Annotated in this window: 10 protein-coding genes; 6 read left to right on the top strand and 4 right to left on the bottom strand. The window is 72.5% G+C overall.

All coding sequences use genetic code 11. The annotated features are described in order from the left end of the window. Window positions 1-83: 83 nt before the first annotated feature. On the bottom strand, window positions 84-1,091 hold the full coding sequence (locus tag IE95_RS0100525; protein WP_051702530.1) for a CorA family divalent cation transporter: 1,008 nt from the start codon (window positions 1,089-1,091) through the stop codon (window positions 84-86). Then, complete coding sequence (locus tag IE95_RS20280) at window positions 1,088-1,399, bottom strand: hypothetical protein (protein WP_030144016.1); 312 nt, start codon at window positions 1,397-1,399, stop codon at window positions 1,088-1,090. Before IE95_RS20280 ends, IE95_RS0100525 begins: the two co-directional genes overlap by 4 nt. A gap of 463 nt (window positions 1,400-1,862) precedes the next feature. On the opposite strand from IE95_RS20280, the gene IE95_RS18470 reads away from it, so the two are divergent. From IE95_RS18470 to IE95_RS0100550, 4 genes are all read left to right on the top strand, one after another. Then, window positions 1,863-4,880, top strand: a complete 3,018-nt coding sequence (locus IE95_RS18470) for a helix-turn-helix transcriptional regulator (RefSeq protein ID WP_129429453.1) — start codon at window positions 1,863-1,865, stop codon at window positions 4,878-4,880. Between the two features lie 246 nt (window positions 4,881-5,126). Beyond that, window positions 5,127-7,145 (top strand): glycosyl hydrolase family 18 protein, encoded by a 2,019-nt coding sequence (locus IE95_RS18475; protein WP_276319045.1) that lies wholly within the window; start codon window positions 5,127-5,129, stop codon window positions 7,143-7,145. A gap of 294 nt (window positions 7,146-7,439) precedes the next feature. Beyond that, a complete protein-coding gene (locus IE95_RS0100545) occupies window positions 7,440-10,109 on the top strand; it encodes a glycosyl hydrolase family 18 protein (protein WP_206053273.1) in 2,670 nt (889 codons plus the stop codon). Window positions 10,110-10,339: 230 nt separating this feature from the next. After that, entirely contained in the window at window positions 10,340-11,041 is a 702-nt protein-coding gene (locus IE95_RS0100550; RefSeq protein WP_129429452.1) for a hypothetical protein, read from the top strand. Between the two features lie 105 nt (window positions 11,042-11,146). Here IE95_RS0100550 and IE95_RS0100555 read toward each other — a convergent pair whose 3' ends face one another. Together IE95_RS0100555 and IE95_RS0100560 are read right to left on the bottom strand one after the other, a co-directional pair. After that, on the bottom strand, window positions 11,147-11,848 hold the full coding sequence (locus tag IE95_RS0100555; RefSeq protein WP_030144020.1) for a hypothetical protein: 702 nt from the start codon (window positions 11,846-11,848) through the stop codon (window positions 11,147-11,149). 183 nt (window positions 11,849-12,031) lie between these two features. Next, window positions 12,032-13,861: a DUF4012 domain-containing protein gene (locus IE95_RS0100560; RefSeq protein WP_051702532.1), complete on the bottom strand. Its 1,830-nt coding sequence runs from the start codon at window positions 13,859-13,861 to the stop codon at window positions 12,032-12,034. 144 nt (window positions 13,862-14,005) lie between these two features. Here IE95_RS0100560 and IE95_RS0100565 point away from each other — a divergent pair, with 144 nt between their 5' ends. Together IE95_RS0100565 and IE95_RS0100570 are read left to right on the top strand one after the other, a co-directional pair. Then, window positions 14,006-14,611: an RNA polymerase sigma factor gene (locus IE95_RS0100565; RefSeq protein ID WP_129429451.1), complete on the top strand. Its 606-nt coding sequence runs from the start codon at window positions 14,006-14,008 to the stop codon at window positions 14,609-14,611. 56 nt (window positions 14,612-14,667) lie between these two features. Next, window positions 14,668-16,140: a hypothetical protein gene (locus tag IE95_RS0100570; protein ID WP_030144023.1), complete on the top strand. Its 1,473-nt coding sequence runs from the start codon at window positions 14,668-14,670 to the stop codon at window positions 16,138-16,140. The last annotated feature ends 418 nt before the right edge of the window (window positions 16,141-16,558 follow it).

Below are 16,558 nucleotides of genomic sequence, written 5' to 3' on the forward strand. Positions count from 1 at the left end.
GACGCCGTCGGGACCACGACCTGCCTGTCGTGGCCCCGGCGGCGTCCGCGCGTCCGGGGGGGTGGGGGGGCGGGGAGCGCGGCTCAGCGGAGCCAGCCGCGCCGTTTGATGTACACGAGCGGGATGACCGCGGCGACGAGCGTCACGAGCACGACCCACGGGAACCCGAGCTCCCACTCGAGCTCGGGCATGCGCGTGAAGTTCATGCCGTAGAACGACGTGATGAGCGTGGGTGGCAGGAACACCGCGGTGATGATCGTGAACACCTTGACGATCTGGTTCTGCTTGACGTCGAGCGACGTCATGATGGCCTGCTGGAGGTAGCGGACCTTGTCGTGCTCGAAGCTCGCGTGCTCCTTGACGCCGTCGACGTCCGCGATGAGGGTCTCGACCAGGCCCGCGAGCACGGGGTCGGTGTCGGCGATCTCGCTGCGCAGGTGCCGGGCGGCGCGGGCGAGGGAGAGCTGGGACTCCTGGGTGCTGGAGACGATCTCCTCGGCCCGGTTCATGCGCGAGATGGTGCCCTGCATGTCGGTCACGCCGATCTCGCGCCCGCGCCGGTCGTAGCCGAGCGTGGCCTCCTCGATCTGGTCGGACATGTCCTCGAGCAGGTCGCTCGCGTGGTGGATGACGCGTTCGGCGGCCTCGTTGAGCGCGTACAGCAGCGCGTACGTGACGCCGTACGACGTCCGTGTCAGTCGGGGCGTGCGCCGCATGCGGGCGATGGCCTTGTCGAAGATCGGGTAGTACCGGCTGGGCTGGAGGGTCACGACACGTTCGGGCGACAGCGCGAGCATGAGGACCTCGCGCTCGACGTGCTCGCCGCGCCGGTGGGTCGCCACGACCGGCAGGTAGACGTGGTCGTCGGTCTCCCACACGCGCCCTGACGCCGGGGAGAAGTCGACACCGACCTCTGCCGCACGCTCGAGGGCGCCCGGGTCCCCGGACGCGACCTGGAGCCAGCGGGCGCGCAGGGCCTGCGGGTCGAACCGCGGCGCCGGCCGGGCCGGTGCGGGCGCCCGGCGAGCGGCGCCGTGGGCCGGCGTCCCGGTGCGGGGAGCATCGGCGATCGCGGGCGTCGCCGCGGTCACGGTGCCACCACCGTCTCTGCCGCGAGCTGTGCGTCCGTGCCCGACGACGTCGCACCCGCCGGTGCGGTCGTCGTCACCAGGGACGCCGGGACGGGGGCGTCGTCGTGCCCTGCGGCCAGCAGGTGCGTCCCGAGGAGGGCCGTGCAGATGAACAGGTACAGGCCGATCGTGAACGTGATCGACTGGCGTTCGAGGTCGGGGCGGCGCGCGGCGGGCGCGGGGGGCGTGGCCCGGTTCGTCCGTGGTGGTGCGGAGCCCTTGCGAGTGGTCGTGGGGCAGGGTGCACTGAGGTGTGTGCTCGTCGACATGGTGGTCCTTCCCGGCGCCGTGCTCTCGACGGTGCCGACCGGACGCCGGGCCGCCCTGCGTGCGGGCAGGGCAGGTCCTGGCGAGGGGGTGACGGTGCATGGAGCGCACTGGCGACCGCCCCGAGGGCCGTGCCGGGATAGCCGACCGGAAGGGTCAGCGGGCAGGGTGGAGGGGAGCGAGCGCGCAGTGCGGGGATCTATGACTGCTGCCGTCCGGCATCGCTCTCACCTCCTTCTCATCTGCTTCTGGTTCCGTGCTCGTCTGAGATACCGAGATCTCTCGGCAGAAGCAGACAGAGGAACGAGGTCACCCTAGACCTGGTCGAAGGACCCGGCAAGCCGCCCCGGCGGAAGCCACCGAAGACACCGACGGGTAGCAGGACAGGATGCCCGCCTTTACGTCGGGTTGTTAACATTCCTGAGAGTCGTCCGGCCATCGTTGCCCCGGACGGGAGGGTCTGACATGCCAGCCAGCCAGCAAGAAGTCCTGACCTCAGATCAGGTGCGTACGTCCCGCACGTCCACCGAGCACCGGCCCGAGCGGCTCTCGTCGCGGCGGGCAGAGATCGACCTCGCGCTCTCGGCGGTCGCCGAGGGGCGGGGCGCGTTCGTCTGGACCGGCGAGCCCGGCATGGGAGCGAGCACCACGCTCGAGCGTGTCCACGAGGCGCTCCACGGGGCGAGCGGTCCGCACCCTCCTCTCGTCCTGAGGGTCGCCCAGGGCGTGGGCCCGCAACGTTCCGGCGGCGCGGTGCGTTCGCTCGTGTCTCAGGTTGCCCAGGTCACCGGGTGCGCGGTCCCGGACCGGCTCGTGCGCCCGCTCGACGTCGCCGACCCGGAGTACGGGTACCTGCCGGAGGTCGGCGCGGTCGCGCTCGCCGAGTACCTGGAGGAGGCGGTGCCGGACCGGACGGTCGTGCTCCTCGCCGACGACCTCCACCTGGTCGACGAGATCAGCCGCGCCGTCGTCGTCGGGCTCGTCGCCCAGCGCCGCGCCGCGCTCGTGCTCCTCGCGACCGCCGTCCCCGGCGGCTTCGACCGCCCGCTGCCGTACCCCATCGAGGTGCGCGAGCTCGCGCCCCTGGGACCGCCCGAGGCGCTGCACCTGCTGCTCGTCGAGGAGCGCCTGGCCGTGGCCCCGCACGTCGCGGCGCGGCTCGCCCAGAACCTCGCGGGCAACGCGGCGGCGATCGCCCAGACGGCCCGCCTGCTGTCGAGCGAGCAGCTCGCGGGCACGGCGATCCTCCCGGACCCCCTGCCTCCCGTGCCCGCGGTCCGCACGCTGCTCGGCGACCGGCTCGACGGGCTCGCTCCCGAGGAGCGGCGGGCGCTGCTCGTCGCGGCGGTCGCGGTCGTCGAGCGCACGGACGTGCTGCTCGCCGCGTCGGGGCTGAGCATCGAGGAGGTGCTCGACGGGCCGCTCTCGGGGCAGCTCTCCCTGGTCTCGGGTCGCTTCGCGTTCACGGACCCCAGGGTGCGCTCGCTGGTCCACGGCGACGCCCGCCTGGCGGACCGCACGGCCGCGCACCTGCAGCTGGCGGCGGTCCATGCTGCGGTCGGCGAGGACGACATCGCGACCTGGCACACGGCACTCGCGACCCTCGCGGGGGACCCGACGCTCGCGCCCGGCCTCGTGTCCCTGGCCCAGCGGCTCCTCGATCGCGGCGACGTGGTGTGGGCCCACGAGGTCGCGCGCGAGGCTGCGAGCCAGGCTGCCGCCACGGACCGCGGAGAGGCGTACGTGGTCGCGGGGACGGCCGCGCTCCAGTCGGGTCACGTCCACGACGCGGCCGACTGGCTGCGGCGGGCCGCGCGCTGCGAGGGCGGCGTGAGCTCGGCCCACATCCTCGGCCCGCTCGTCACGGCGCTCACGCACGTCCAGGGCCAGGTGCCCGACGACGTGATCGCCCCGTTCCTCGCGCTCGCGGACAACGACGACGCCTGCACCTGCTGCGTCGACCACGAAGGACGGCCCCGTGACGCGGCCGGTGGATGCGAGATCGGCGACGTCGTGCGAGGGCTGACGAGCGCGGCGACGCTGCACGCCGAGCGCGGCGACGGCGTCGCCGCGTCCCAGGCGTTCGACGCGGCGAAGCGGCTCGCGCGGCGGTGCACGCAGGGCGTCGGCGGGCTCGACGTCGTGCGGTCGTGGCTCGCCAACTACGGGGTGGGGGAGCGCGGCAAGGGGGCCACCCTGCCAGGCTCGTGCCTCTCGCCGGAGCAGGAGGCGTACGCACAGGTCAGCCGCGCGATCTCCCTGGCCGACGAGGACGCCCTGGACGTCGCCGGCCAGGCACTGGCCAGCGCGGTCGCGAACCTCGCGCCCGTGCGGAACGGTGGCCGGTGGTTCGACGCACCGTCCGGGGCCGTGACCCCGTACGTCGAGGCGCACCTTCGCCTGGCGCAGGTGCTCGTCCACTTCTGGTCGGGGAACATCACCAAGGCACGCCGCGAGCTCGAGGAGGCGGCGTTCCGCCTGCCCGTCGGGCTGCCGTTCGCGGGGACCGGGGTCGCGGTCGCACGCCGCCTCGACATGGCGGTGCACGGCAGTGTCGGGACGGTCGCGACCGCGCTCGAGGAGACCTGCTCGTGCCCGACGTCGCGGCCGGTCAGGCTGGGCCTCCTCGTGGACCGGGCCATCGGTGCGTCGTTCGCGCGCCACCACACCCAGGCGGCGACGCTGCTCGAGCTGGCCGCCGAGACGGACCGGCGCGACTGCGCCCACATGCTGCACCTGCCCGGAATGGACGACGTCGAGGCCTGGGTGCTCGCCGGACGTCCCGACGCCGCCGAACGGGCGCTCGCCCGACGGCGCGTCGAGGCCAAGGACCTCTCCCCGGCGAACCGGGTCGCGACGCTCGCCCGCGCAGAGATCGCCCTGGCACGCCCCGAGGACGCGGTCGCGCTGCGCGACGTGGTCGCCTCGGCGGGCCGGGGGATCGCGTCGCCGTTCGAGCACGGACGCACCGAGCTCTGTCTGGGGCGGGCACTGGCCCGCTGGGGCGACCTGCCCGCGGCCCACGAGCACCTGCTCTCCGCGGTCGAGCTCCTCACGCAGTCCGGGGCGTGGGCGTGGGCGCGGCAGGCCCAGGGAGAGCTCGCCGGCGTCCTCGAGCACCTCCATGCCCTCCAGGTCGCTTCCGCGCGCACCGACCACCCGCCCGTGCCGACCACGTCGCCCGGGGGAGGCGGCCCGCACACGGGGGCTGCGCCGTCGGGCAGACCGCGCCTCGCCGCACGCGAGAGCGACGTGTCCGACGACGCGCTCGACGAGCTGCGGGCCCGCTGGGCCGACGAGCTCACCGAGCGCGAGCTCGACGTCGCGCTGCTGGTCGTCCAAGGGGGCTCCAACCGTGAGGCCGCGGACCAGCTCTACCTGTCCGTGCGCACCGTCGAGGTGCACCTGGGTCGCGTCTTCCGCAAGCTCGGGGTGCGCTCGCGGGTCGAGCTCGCGGTGCTCGCGCACCGGGTCGGTCGATGAACAGGACGGGTCGCGGTACCGGCGCGACCCGTATGCCCCGCGCGGGTACGTAGGGGGGAACACCTACGCGCCGCTGTGCGTGTACGCGAGGTGAACACTGTGGGAAACGCTGATTCACGAGGGCAGGGTCGCTCCCTAGGGTCGGGGTGTTCCTGGGCAACGACGTCCGGGTCACCGGGCACAGAGCCCCCAGCCAAGTGAGGCAGACACATGCGACTGAGAACACCACGAGGACGCGCGAGGAAGGTGGCAGCAGGACTGACCGCAGCAGCCATGCTCGCGACGTCCCTGGTCGCCGGCACCGTCGCCGCGACCGCGACCCCCCTCCCCTCCGCAAGCCCCCTCCCCGCAGCCACCACGACCGCCGCGACCGGCGACAGCGCGATCAACGGCTACCGCAACGTCGCCTACTTCACCCAGTGGGGTGTGTACGGGCGCGACTTCAAGATGAAGGAGCTCCAGGACTCCGGAGCGGCCGCCGACCTGACGCACCTCAACTACGCGTTCGGCAACATCCACCACCAGACGCTCACGTGCTTCGAGGCCAACAAGGCGCAGGGCACCGGCCCCAACGGGTCCGACGGCGCGGGCGACGCCTGGGCCGACTACGGCATGGGCTACACCGCGGCCAACTCGGTCGCGGGCGTGGCCGACACCTGGGACCAGCCCCTCGCCGGCTCGTTCAACCAGATCAAGCAGCTCAAGGCCAAGAACCCGCAGATCAAGGCCCTGCTGTCGATCGGCGGCTGGACCTGGTCCAAGAACTTCTCCAAGGCCGCCGCGACCGACGCGAGCCGCAAGAAGCTCGTGTCGTCCTGCATCGACCTGTACCTCAAGGGCAACCTCCCCGTCATCGACGGCCGCGGCGGGCCCGGCTCGGCGGCCGGCGTGTTCGACGGCTTCGACATCGACTGGGAGTGGCCCGGCTCGCTCAACGGCGAGGCCGGCAACATCGTCGACGTCGCGAACGACAAGGCGAACTTCAAGGCACTCCTCAAGGAGTTCCGCACCCAGCTCGACGCCTACGGCGCGACTACGGGCAAGAAGTACCAGCTCAGCGCGTTCCTCCCGGCCAACCCCGAGGACATCGCGTCGGGCGGCTGGAACGACCCCGAGAACTACCAGTACCTCGACTTCGGGAACATCCAGGGCTACGACCTGCACGGTGCCTGGAACAAGACCCTCACGGGGCACCAGGGCAACCTGTACGACGACCCCACCGACACCCGCCCCGCGAACCGCCAGTACAGCGTCGACAAGGCCGTCAAGGCCTACCTCGACGCCGGCGTGCCCGCGAAGCAGCTCACCATGGGCCTCGCGATGTACGGACGAGGCTGGAAGGGCGCGACGTCGTCGGCCCCCTGGGGCGTCGCGACCGACGCAGGCCCCGGCACCTGGGAGGCCGGCAACGAGGACTACGACAAGCTGAAGAACCTCGGCACCGGGTACTACGACCCGGTATCGGTGGCCTCGTGGCGCCACGACGGTAACCAGTGGTGGAGCTTCGACGACCCGAAGTCCGTCGCGGTCAAGGGCGACTACATCGCCGCCAAGAAGCTCGGCGGAGCCATGTGGTGGGACCTCACGGGCAACCAGGACGGCTCGCTCCTCAAGGGGCTCGCGACGAAGTTCCGCGCGGCACCGGCCGGGCCGGTGATCGGTGACCCGACGGGCGGCGGCGGCACGACCGGCGGGACGACGGGTGGGACCACTGGTGGGACCACTGGTGGGACCACCGGTGGGACCACTGGTGGGACGACGGGTGGGACCACTGGTGGGACGACGGGCGGCACGACGGGTGGGACCACTGGTGGGACCGGGACCGAGTGCGCTGCGGCGTGGACCGCGACCGGTACCTACCACGGCGGAGCGACGGTCTCCCACAACGGCAAGAACTACAAGGCCAAGTGGTGGACCCAGAACGAGACCCCCGGCACGGCCGGTGGGCCCTGGGAGCTCGTCGGGACGTGCGGCACCTCTGGTGGGACGACCGGTGGGACCACAGGTGGGACGACCGGTGGCACGACCGGTGGGACGACAGGTGGGACCACAGGTGGGACGACCGGTGGCACGACCGGTGGGACGACAGGTGGGACGACCGGCACCGGGACCTGCACCGCCCCCGCCTGGTCCGCCACGGCGGTCTACGTCGGTGGGGCCCAGGTCTCGCACAACGGCCAGAAGTACACGGCCAAGTGGTGGACGCAGAACAACGTCCCCGGGGCCGAGCAGTACGGCCCGTGGCAGGCGCTCGGCGCCTGCTGAGAGCTGAGCCGGGGGGCGGGATCCCCGCCCCGCCCCCCGGCTCTCTCCTCACGACCCCCGCCGAGGACCGACGCCGAACGAGGCTCCGTCACCGGCGGGTACCACGCAGCGGTTCACCGCTGCCGAACCCGAGGTCCGGCCGACCGGCCGACGTCTGCTCCGGCCGACCTCGGGTTCGGCGACCTTCCACCTGAGGTCCCCGATTCCCCCTGATCTCCGCCGGGCCCCGCCCTGCGGTCTTTCGGCGCTCCACGCACACCGCGCGTTGCGCTCCGCACAACGAAGGCAGATTCGATGCACGTGAAACTCACCGGGCACCGCGCCCGGGTCGGCGCGGCCCTCGCGACCACGACGGCACTGCTCGCGACGATGCTCGTCGCGGCCGCCACATCGTCGGCCGCAGCCGCCGACTGCGCCCCGGCCTGGTCGGCGACGGCGACTTACACCAACGGCGCGACCGTCTCGAAGGACGGCGTGAACTACTCGGCGAAGTGGTGGACCCAGAACAACGTCCCCGGCGCCGAGGCGTCCGGCCCCTGGGCCTCCCAGGGGGCGTGCGGGACGACGGGTGGCACGACCGGCGGGACGACGGGTGGCACGACGGGTGGCACGACCGGCGGGACCACGGGTGGCACGACGGGTGGCACGACGGGTGGCGCGACCGGCGGGACCACGGGTGGCGCGACCGGCGGGACCACGGGTGGCACCACGAACCCGGAGACCCCTGCGACGGGCCACGAGGCGTGCCGTCCGGACGGCATGTACAAGACCCCGGGCGTCGACGTGCCCTACTGCGACGTCTACGACTCGGCGGGCCGTGAGAAGCTCCCCAACGGGCTGGACCGCCGGGTGATCGGCTACTTCTCGAACTGGCGCACGGGGGCCAACGGTCAGCCGCGCTACCTCGCGAGCGACATCCCCTGGAACAAGCTGTCGCACATCAACTACGCGTTCGCGCACGTTGGCCCCGACAACAAGATCTCGGTCAACGCCCAGGCCGCGGGCAACGCGTCGACCGACATGACGTGGCCCGGGGTCGCCGGGGCCGAGATGGACCCGACCCTGTCCTACGCGGGGCACTTCAACCTGCTCGCCAAGTACAAGAAGGCGAACCCGGGCGTGAAGGTGATCCCCGCCGTCGGGGGCTGGGCCGAGACCGGTGGCTACTTCGACGCCGACGGCAAGCGCGTCGCGTCGGGCGGCTTCTACACGATGACCGAGTCCCAGGCGAAGATCGACACGTTCGCCGACTCGACGGTCGCTTTCATCCGTCAGTACGGGTTCGACGGCATCGACATCGACTACGAGTACCCCACGTCCAACAAGGGCGCTGGCAACCCCGACGACTTCGCGTTCTCGGACGCCAAGCGCGGGCAGCACTTCCAGGGGTACGTGAACCTCCTCAAGACGCTCCGCGAGAAGCTCGACGAGGCGGGGGCCGAGGACGGCGAGTACTACATGCTGACGACCGCGACGCCGTCGTCCGGGTGGCTGCTGCGTGGCATGGAGGCCTTCCAGGTCGTCCAGTACCTCGACTACGTCAACCTCATGTCGTACGACCTGCACGGCGCATGGAACGAGCACGTCGGCGGCAACTCGCCGCTGTTCGACGACGGCAAGGACCCCGAGCTCACGGCCGCCGGCGTGTACACCGCGTACAAGGGCATGGGCTATCTCAACGGCGACTGGGCCGCGCACTACTTCCGCGGCGCCATGCCTGCGGGCCGCGTGAACCTCGGTGTCGGCTTCTACACGCGCGGGTTCCAGGGCGTCCAGGGTGGCACCGACGGCATGGGCGGCAAGGCCGTCCCGCCCGCGGGCTTCACGTGCCCGGCGGGGACCAACGGCAAGTGCGGCTACGGCGCCGAGGGCGTCGACAACCTCTGGTTCGACTCCGACCCCATGGGCAACGCCGTCCCGGCAGGCGTGAACCCGATCTGGCACGTGCTGAACCTGCAGAAGGGGATCGCGGGCGACTACGCGGCGTCGTACAAGGTCCCGACGACCGTCTCGGGCTCGTACGTGCACCACTTCGACCCGGTCACCAAGAACGAGTGGTGGTGGAACGCGAGCAAGAAGGTCTTCCTGTCCGGTGACACGACGCAGGCGATCGGCGCGAAGACGGACTACGTGGCCGACACGGGCCTCGGCGGCGTCATGATCTGGGAGCTCGCGGGCGACTACGGCTACAACCAGACGAAGGGCCAGTACGAGATCGGCCAGACCATGGTCGACCTCATGCACTCGAAGCTCAGCACGACGACCGCGTACGGCGCGACCAAGGCGAACGCCGACCGGGTCATGCCGAAGCAGGCGATCGACATGAGCATCGACTACACGCAGTTCGCGCTCGGCGACAGCAACTACCCGATCAACCCCAAGGTCGTGTTCACCAACAGGTCGAAGACCGCCATCCCGGCGGGCGCGACCATCTCGTTCCAGTACGGCACCACGGACACGGGCGAGATGAGCGACTGGTCGGGCATGAAGACGACGACGACCACGCAGGGCCACACGGGTCCGAACGTCGGCGGCCTCCAGGGCGACTTCCACACCGCCGAGTTCACGGTGCCCCTCGGCGGGATCCCCGCGGGCGGGAGCATCACGAACCAGCTCAAGTGGACCATGCCGATCGCGCAGTTCTCCAACGTGATCGTGACGATCGGCGGGGCGTCCTACTCGACGACCTACGACTTCCCGCGTGGCGTCACCGTCGTCGAGCCGACGGGTGGGACCGGCGGCACCACGGGTGGCACGACCGGCGGCACCACGGGTGGTACGACGGGCGGGACCACGGGCGGCACAGGTGTCTGCACCGCGACGGCCTGGTCCGCCACGGCGACGTACACCGGCGGCGCGCAGGTCAGCCACGCAGGGCGCACGTGGACGGCGAAGTACTGGAACCAGGGGGACACCCCGGGGGCTCAGCAGTGGGGGGCCTGGACCGACGGAGGTGCGTGCTGACGCCTCGTGACCACTGACCTCCGTGGGGTGGGCGGGCGGGCGCCTCGGCCGCCCGCCCGCCCCACGGACGTCGTCGGGTACGGGATTACCCGTACCTCCCCGGCAAGGATGTGGGATTCCCTCATCTCTCTTTCCGGCAGCCATCAGTAGCGTGAAATCGTCCGAGGCCCCGGCGCGACCCTCCCCAGTGGGTCACGTCGGGGCCGACCTACATGAGTGAGGCAGTACCCGTGCACCAGCACCGTGTGATCCTTTCTTCGGCCGCAGCAGCGGCGGATTCCCCGCAGGCCCGACGGCGTGGCGCCGCACGTGCGCGTCTGGTCCCGTTCGTCGGGGTCGTCCTGGGAGTGGGGCTCCTGGCCTCGGCGTGCTCCGGTGGTGGAGCGACGGACAAGGGCACCGCGAGCACCGACCCGTCCGGTTCCGGACCGGCGGCCGCCGACACCCACGACGAGCACGAGGGGCAGCACACGAACACCGTGGACGTCGGCCCCCTGGCTCTCTTCGCAGCCGACTACTGGTCGGTCGTGCAGCCCTCCGAGGGGCTCACGCAGGTGCGTGCGGGCGGGTGCCCCGAGTCGGAGGCGTGCCCGAGCTTCGACGTCCTGAACGGCGACCCGGTCGCCGACGTCGACACGACCCAGGCCTACGTCCCCGAGGGGGCCTTCTGCCCCGGGACCGGCAAGTTCACGGTCGGCGCGTCCACGGAGACGAGCAAGCTGGACGTCGAGATCGACGGGCAGCCCGCGACCCTCACGCGCTTCGAGCTGAGCTGCGTCGACGCGTCGGGTGCCGAGCAGATGACGGTCGAGCAGATGCAGTGGTTCGTGCCGGACTCACCCAACGGGCCCACGCTCATCGCGGACCGCTGGGCCTTCGAGGGGCTCGAGCAGCGCCTCTACGCCGCGACGTGGGCGACCGCCTCGGCCTAGCGTTCGTGGTGCCGCGCGGAATGACCGGCGCGTGAGCTCCGCCGCACAGCACGAAGGCCCCGGTGATCCTCACCGGGGCCTTCGTGCTGTACGGGGCGCAGTCCGTCAGGCGTTGCTCTTGCGGCCACGACGCGCGACCAGCACGAGCCCGCCACCGACCAGCAGGAGCGCGGCGCCGACGCCGACGAACGTGCCGACCGTCGCGCCCGTCGCGGCGAGCCCGCTCTCCTCGGCGCCTGCCTTGTTGGAGACGGTCGTGGCCTTGCCCGGAGGCGTCGTCTTGCCCGGAGGGTTCGTGGCGCAGCTGGGGGTCGACGGCGGGTAGTCCACCGTGACCGTGGCCTCGGGGTTGACCTGGAAGAGGACGTCCACGGTCGGGCGGACCCAGCCGAAGGTGCCACCCTCGACCCACTCGCCGTCCTCGAAGACCCAGCCGGGCCAGCCCGTGGGGTTGCCGGCGGCGTCCACCGTGGCTCCGGGCCACAGGACACGACCGGAGAGCGGCAGCCCGGCCTGGACGACGTTCGCGCCCGACGGGTTGAGCCACGTGATGGTGACGGTGTCGTTCGGGGTGCCCGTCACGTCGACGTCGTACTCGAGGTAGGGCACGTCGCCGTCGCACACGGGCTGGAGCACCGTGAGCTCGATCGTGGGGGGAGGCGTGGTGGGGACGTAGTCCCCGCTCGTCTCGGTCGGTTCGGGGGTGTCGACGGTGGCGGTCGCCGCGGGGCCGACGAGAGCCGTCGCGCCCACGAGCCCTGCGACGAGGAGCCCCCGCGCCCAGAGTGTGGTCCTTGAAGTGCTCATGGCGTCTTCACCAGTCTTGGTCGTGGCGGTCGATGAACGGGAGGGTCGAAGCCTCGGCGTGCCTTCGTACCGTCACTGGACCCTGAACTTTTGAGGGTAGCGACTATCGGTCGCGATGTGGACGGTTGTCCGGGTGAAAAGACATTCCTGGGAAATCGTTGTCTCGCCGTGATTCTTCGGCGGTCATCCGCAGGCGGGGACCTCGAACGTCGTGAGCCCCGGCTGGTCGACGGTCGGGGTCGACCAGAGGTCGATCCACCGGGTGCCCGACGGGTCGCCGTCGCCCGTGGTCGCGACCGTGAACGTCACGCTCGTGCTCTGCCCCGGGGCGAGCTCTCGCGGGAGCGTCGCGACGGCCCGGCCCTGGTTCTCGACGACCTCGCTGCCCGTGAGCGTCCCGTCGGCCGTCACGTTCAGGATGCGCCCACCGCGGGGTGGGTACAGGAACAGGTCGGTGCGGATGTTCCCCGGCGGGGTCCCGGCGATCCCGCCACCGGTCACGTACCAGGGCAGGTCGGTCGCGGCGTCTGCGGGGGCCGTCGACGTGAGGTCGACGCGGAAGGTGTCGGCGCGTCCTGACGCCGTGCACTGGCTCCCCTCGTGCGTCACGGCCGTGTCCAGGTAGTAGCTCATCTTGCCGGCGGTCGCGTCGTTGAAGAAGACGCCGACGGCGTCCGCGGCGCGCTCGGACGACGAGATGTCCCCCGAGACGACGGTGTCGGCGAGCATCGACTGCTCGTCCTCGTGCCTCGACCACACCAGGGCGCGGTGCTCGCTCGTCGCACGCTGGACCGCGCCGAGCAAGCTCTGCGGGTCCGTGTCGCCCGACAGCGCGGTGGTGAGGACCTGCGCGGCCACCGCGGCGAAGAACGTGTCCGTCTCGGGACCGGGCTCGAGCTCCGCATAGGCGTCGGAGAGCAGGACGTCGACCGCGTTGCCGGCGTCGATCGGCACGCCGGCGACGTCGATCGGGCCGGTGGCCTCGAGCAGGTACGAGAGCGCGACGGGGTCGAGCGTCAGGACCCCGTCGACCCCCTGCCCCTTCGAGGCCTCCCACATCGCGGCGGCCAGGGGGGCTGCGGTGGGGAAGTCGGGCGTGTACACGGTGTCCTGGACGTAGACGGCCATGTTCGGGCCGAAGAGCTCCTCGTCGGCCGGGGCCAGGGGGGAGATGCCCTCCGGGAACGGGCCCACGTCCTGCGTCGAGGCCTGGTCGAGCAGCGTGATGCGCCCCGCGTCGGTGCCGATCACGGCGAACGACCCGGGGATACCACCGGGGGAGCGGAGCTCGGCGCTGTTGAGCGCCATGACGAGGTACGTCCGTGGCCCGTCTGCCCCGAGCATCGCGGGCAGGAGCGTCGTCGCGCGGTCTGCGGTCGCCACGAGGCCCTCGAGCGTCCAGACCTTGTCCTGGAGGTCGGAGACCGGGCCGGCGAGCGCGTCCTGCAGCGCGGTCACGTCGATGTCGCCGACGCGCCCGACGACGGTCGACATGGTGTCGGCGGCCTCGGCGACCGCCGGCGCGGCCGCGGTGAGGGGGGCGAGGTCGACCGTCCCGCCCTGGACCTGGATCCCGCCCTCCGAGACGAGCGTCGCGGCCCCGGTGAGGGGAGGCAGGACGTCCTGCGTGATCTCGTCGACCGCCCAGGCCGCGGTCGAGAACGCGCTCACGTCGGCGCCGACGAACGGCAGACGGCCAGCCACCCACCACAGGGGGCCGTCGGTGTGCCTGCGAGCGTCGGCCGTGAGGGGCTGGACCTCGGCCAGCGCGGCCTCCGCGGCGGCGCCGTCACCGGCGCGCAGCGCCTCCTCGACCGCGGGCAGCCGGTCGATCGCGTCGGTCAAGGACGAGCGGGCGGCGAGCGCGTCGCGCACCAGGAGGCCCGCGCACACCAGCAGACCGACCAGGACCAGGAAGATCGTGAGGACGATCCAGCCGGCGCGACGCCCCGTGCGACGCGGACGGCGCGAGGTCGGTGGCGTCGTCGGGCCTGCGTCGTCGGTGGCGCTCATGGCATCAGGGTAGAGGCATGATCGGAGCAGCACGCGCAGGCGCGGGCCGCGCGGGCCGACGGTGGTCCGCGGCGCTCCTGCAAGGATCGACGGTGCCACGACACAGGGAGGTTGACGATGCCGGCCATCCCACCTGGAGCCTCAGTGACGCCCCCGACCCGCGACGACGCCTGGTTCGAGGCGCTCTTCACCGCGCACACGACCGCCGTCTACCGCTACTTCCGGCGCAGGCTCCCCGCAGGTGCGGGAGGCGCGGCCCCCGACACGGAGGACCTCACCGCCGAGGTCTTCGCGACGGCCTGGCGGCGCCGGGAGGACGTCCCCGAAGGAGCCGAGCTGCCGTGGCTCTACCGCACGGCCGGCTTCGTCCTCGCCAACCACCGGCGCAAGATGCGCCCCGTCCTCGTGGCCGACGTGCCCGAGGAGGCCGACGACGTCGACCCGCAGTCCCTCGCGCTGTCCGACGACCACGTGCGCCGCGTGCTCGGCGTGCTCGCCCCGCGCGACCGGCGCATCCTGCTCCTCAACGCCTGGGACGGCCTCACGGGCGACCAGCTCGCGCAGGTGCTGGGCGTGAGCCGCGGCGGCGCGGACGCAGCCCTGTCCCGGGCGCGCTCCCGCCTGCGGGACGCCTGGGCTGCGCAGGCGCGCGCCGGCGACACGGGCGAGGTACCCGTCGCCCAGGTCCGCGCCCGCGCCGTCGTGCAGCCCGTACCTCCGTCGCGGCCCGTGCAAGAGACCGGGCCGTGACGACACAGACGGGGTAGAGGATCCGGGCCCCCGGATCGACGAGCTGGAGGCTCCCGATGAGCACCGACGACCAGGCCCCTGGAACCGCACCCGACGCCGGTCGGACCCCGGACGAGGCGTACGAGCGCGTCCGTGACGCGGACCCGGCCGCGACCGTGACCCCCGACCTCGCGGCCATCGCCGCGAGGGACGCGACCGTGCGGGCGCACCTGGGCGCCGCCGTGGCCCCCGTCACCGACGACGGGGGAGAGCACGCCCTCGCGACCGGAGCGACGCCGTCGGGCCAGGACGAGGACGGGCCCGACGAGCTCGCCGTGCACCGCGAGCGCAGGCGACGCCGCGTACCACTGGTCGGCGCCGTCGCGGCGGGTGTCGCGGGCGTCCTCGCGTTCGGCGTCGGCGGGTACGCGCTCGGGAGCGCGGGCGGCTCAGGAGGTGGGGCCTCGGTCGCGACCGCGGACGCGCCCATCACCCTCCAGGACTTCTCGGCGGGCAGCCAGGGGGGCGCACCCGAAGGGGTGACCATGGGAGCCGCCGACGCGAGGATGTCCAGCATGCCCGGTTTCTGGGGGCGGACCGTGTTCACGTCCGCAGGGCTCGGGACCGAGGGCACGTCGGCCCCCGCGTGGGCGTACGACGCCGCAGGCACCTTCTCGGCCGAGACAGCGGCGAAGGTCGCCGCGGCGCTGGGCGTCGCGGGAGAGCCGCGGCAGGAGTACGGGTCGTGGACGGTCGGACCGAACGACGGGCAGGGGCCGACCGTGAGCCTCCAGCCCGACGGGACGACGAGCGTCTCGTTCAACGACCCGGGCAAGGACCCGTGGGCGTGCACGGTCGTCGCGACCCCCGGGAGCGACACGGCGACCACCGAGGAGATGGCGATCGACCCGCAGGCCGGGTGCGGTCAGCCGGACCTCGGGCCGGCGCCCTCGCCCGACGCCGCGATCGCGACGAGCAAGGACGTGCTCGGCTCGCTGGGCCTCGAACCGGCCGGCTACGAGTACGCGACCGAGTCGTACGACGACGCCGCCGCGATCCTCGCGGTCAGCGCGTCCCAGGTGGTCGACGGCCAGCGGACCGGGGTCGTGTGGAGCCTGACCTACTCGGGCGCGGGACTGTCGTCGCTCTACGGGTCGCTCGCGCCGGCCGTGCCCATCGGCGACTACGACGTGGTGAGCCCCACCGCGGCCGTCGAACGCCTGGGCGACCCGCGCTTCGGGAGCCCGGGGGTCATCGCGTACGCGCGCGACGGGCACGCGATGACGATGCTGGAGGGGGCCACGACGGACGTCGCCCCGGTCGAGCCCGAGGTGCCGACCGTCCCGCCGACCGTCGGCGAGGGCGCGGCCGTCTCGTGGCCCGTGGACGAGGTGACCATCACCTCGGCCCGCCTCGGCTGGGCCGTGCACCACCAGGCCGACGGCGGAGCGGTGCTCGTGCCGTCGTACGAGCTGAGCGACGCCGAGGGCAGCACGTGGTCGGTCATCGCGGTGGCCGACGACGAGCTGGACTTCTCCCCGGCCGGCTGACGCCCGGCCCGGCCCTGCCCCGCCCGGCCCTGCCCCGCCCCGCCGAGGGTGACGTCCCGCCCCGCCGAGGGTGACGTCCCGCCCCGCCGAGGGTGACGTACCGGGGTGCCGAGGGTGACGTACCGGGGTGCCGAGGGTGACGTACCGGGGTGCCGAGGGTGACGTACCGGGGTGCCGAGGGTGACGCGTGAGCGTTGCCCTCGGCACCTTTCTTTTGTCGTCGATCCCGAGAGTCGGAGTAAACCCCCTCCGGCTTTTGATTGACCATCGACAGAAGGGCGGTTAGGGTCGCTGCACGGCCACCAGCCCGGCGGGACCGGGCACGCCTCGTTCACGCGAGCGTGCCCGCCACGGGACGGAGCCCGTCGAGGGCGACGAGGCCCCCGACTCCGCACTTCGGTCCTGCCAGCGGGGACCG

This window comes from Oerskovia turbata (assembly GCF_000718325.1).
Taxonomy (GTDB): domain Bacteria; phylum Actinomycetota; class Actinomycetes; order Actinomycetales; family Cellulomonadaceae; genus Oerskovia; species Oerskovia turbata.

What these genes read in the sequence shown, in the direction of transcription:
- IE95_RS20280 (WP_030144016.1), bottom strand. Translation starts at nt 1,399, where the DNA reads ATGTCGACGAGCACACACCTCAGTGCACCCTGCCCCACGACCACTCGC.
- IE95_RS18470 (WP_129429453.1), top strand. Translation starts at nt 1,863, where the DNA reads ATGCCAGCCAGCCAGCAAGAAGTCCTGACCTCAGATCAGGTGCGTACG.
- IE95_RS0100545 (WP_206053273.1), top strand. Translation starts at nt 7,440, where the DNA reads ATGCACGTGAAACTCACCGGGCACCGCGCCCGGGTCGGCGCGGCCCTC.
- IE95_RS0100555 (WP_030144020.1), bottom strand. Translation starts at nt 11,848, where the DNA reads ATGAGCACTTCAAGGACCACACTCTGGGCGCGGGGGCTCCTCGTCGCA.
- IE95_RS0100560 (WP_051702532.1), bottom strand. Translation starts at nt 13,861, where the DNA reads ATGAGCGCCACCGACGACGCAGGCCCGACGACGCCACCGACCTCGCGC.
- IE95_RS0100570 (WP_030144023.1), top strand. Translation starts at nt 14,668, where the DNA reads ATGAGCACCGACGACCAGGCCCCTGGAACCGCACCCGACGCCGGTCGG.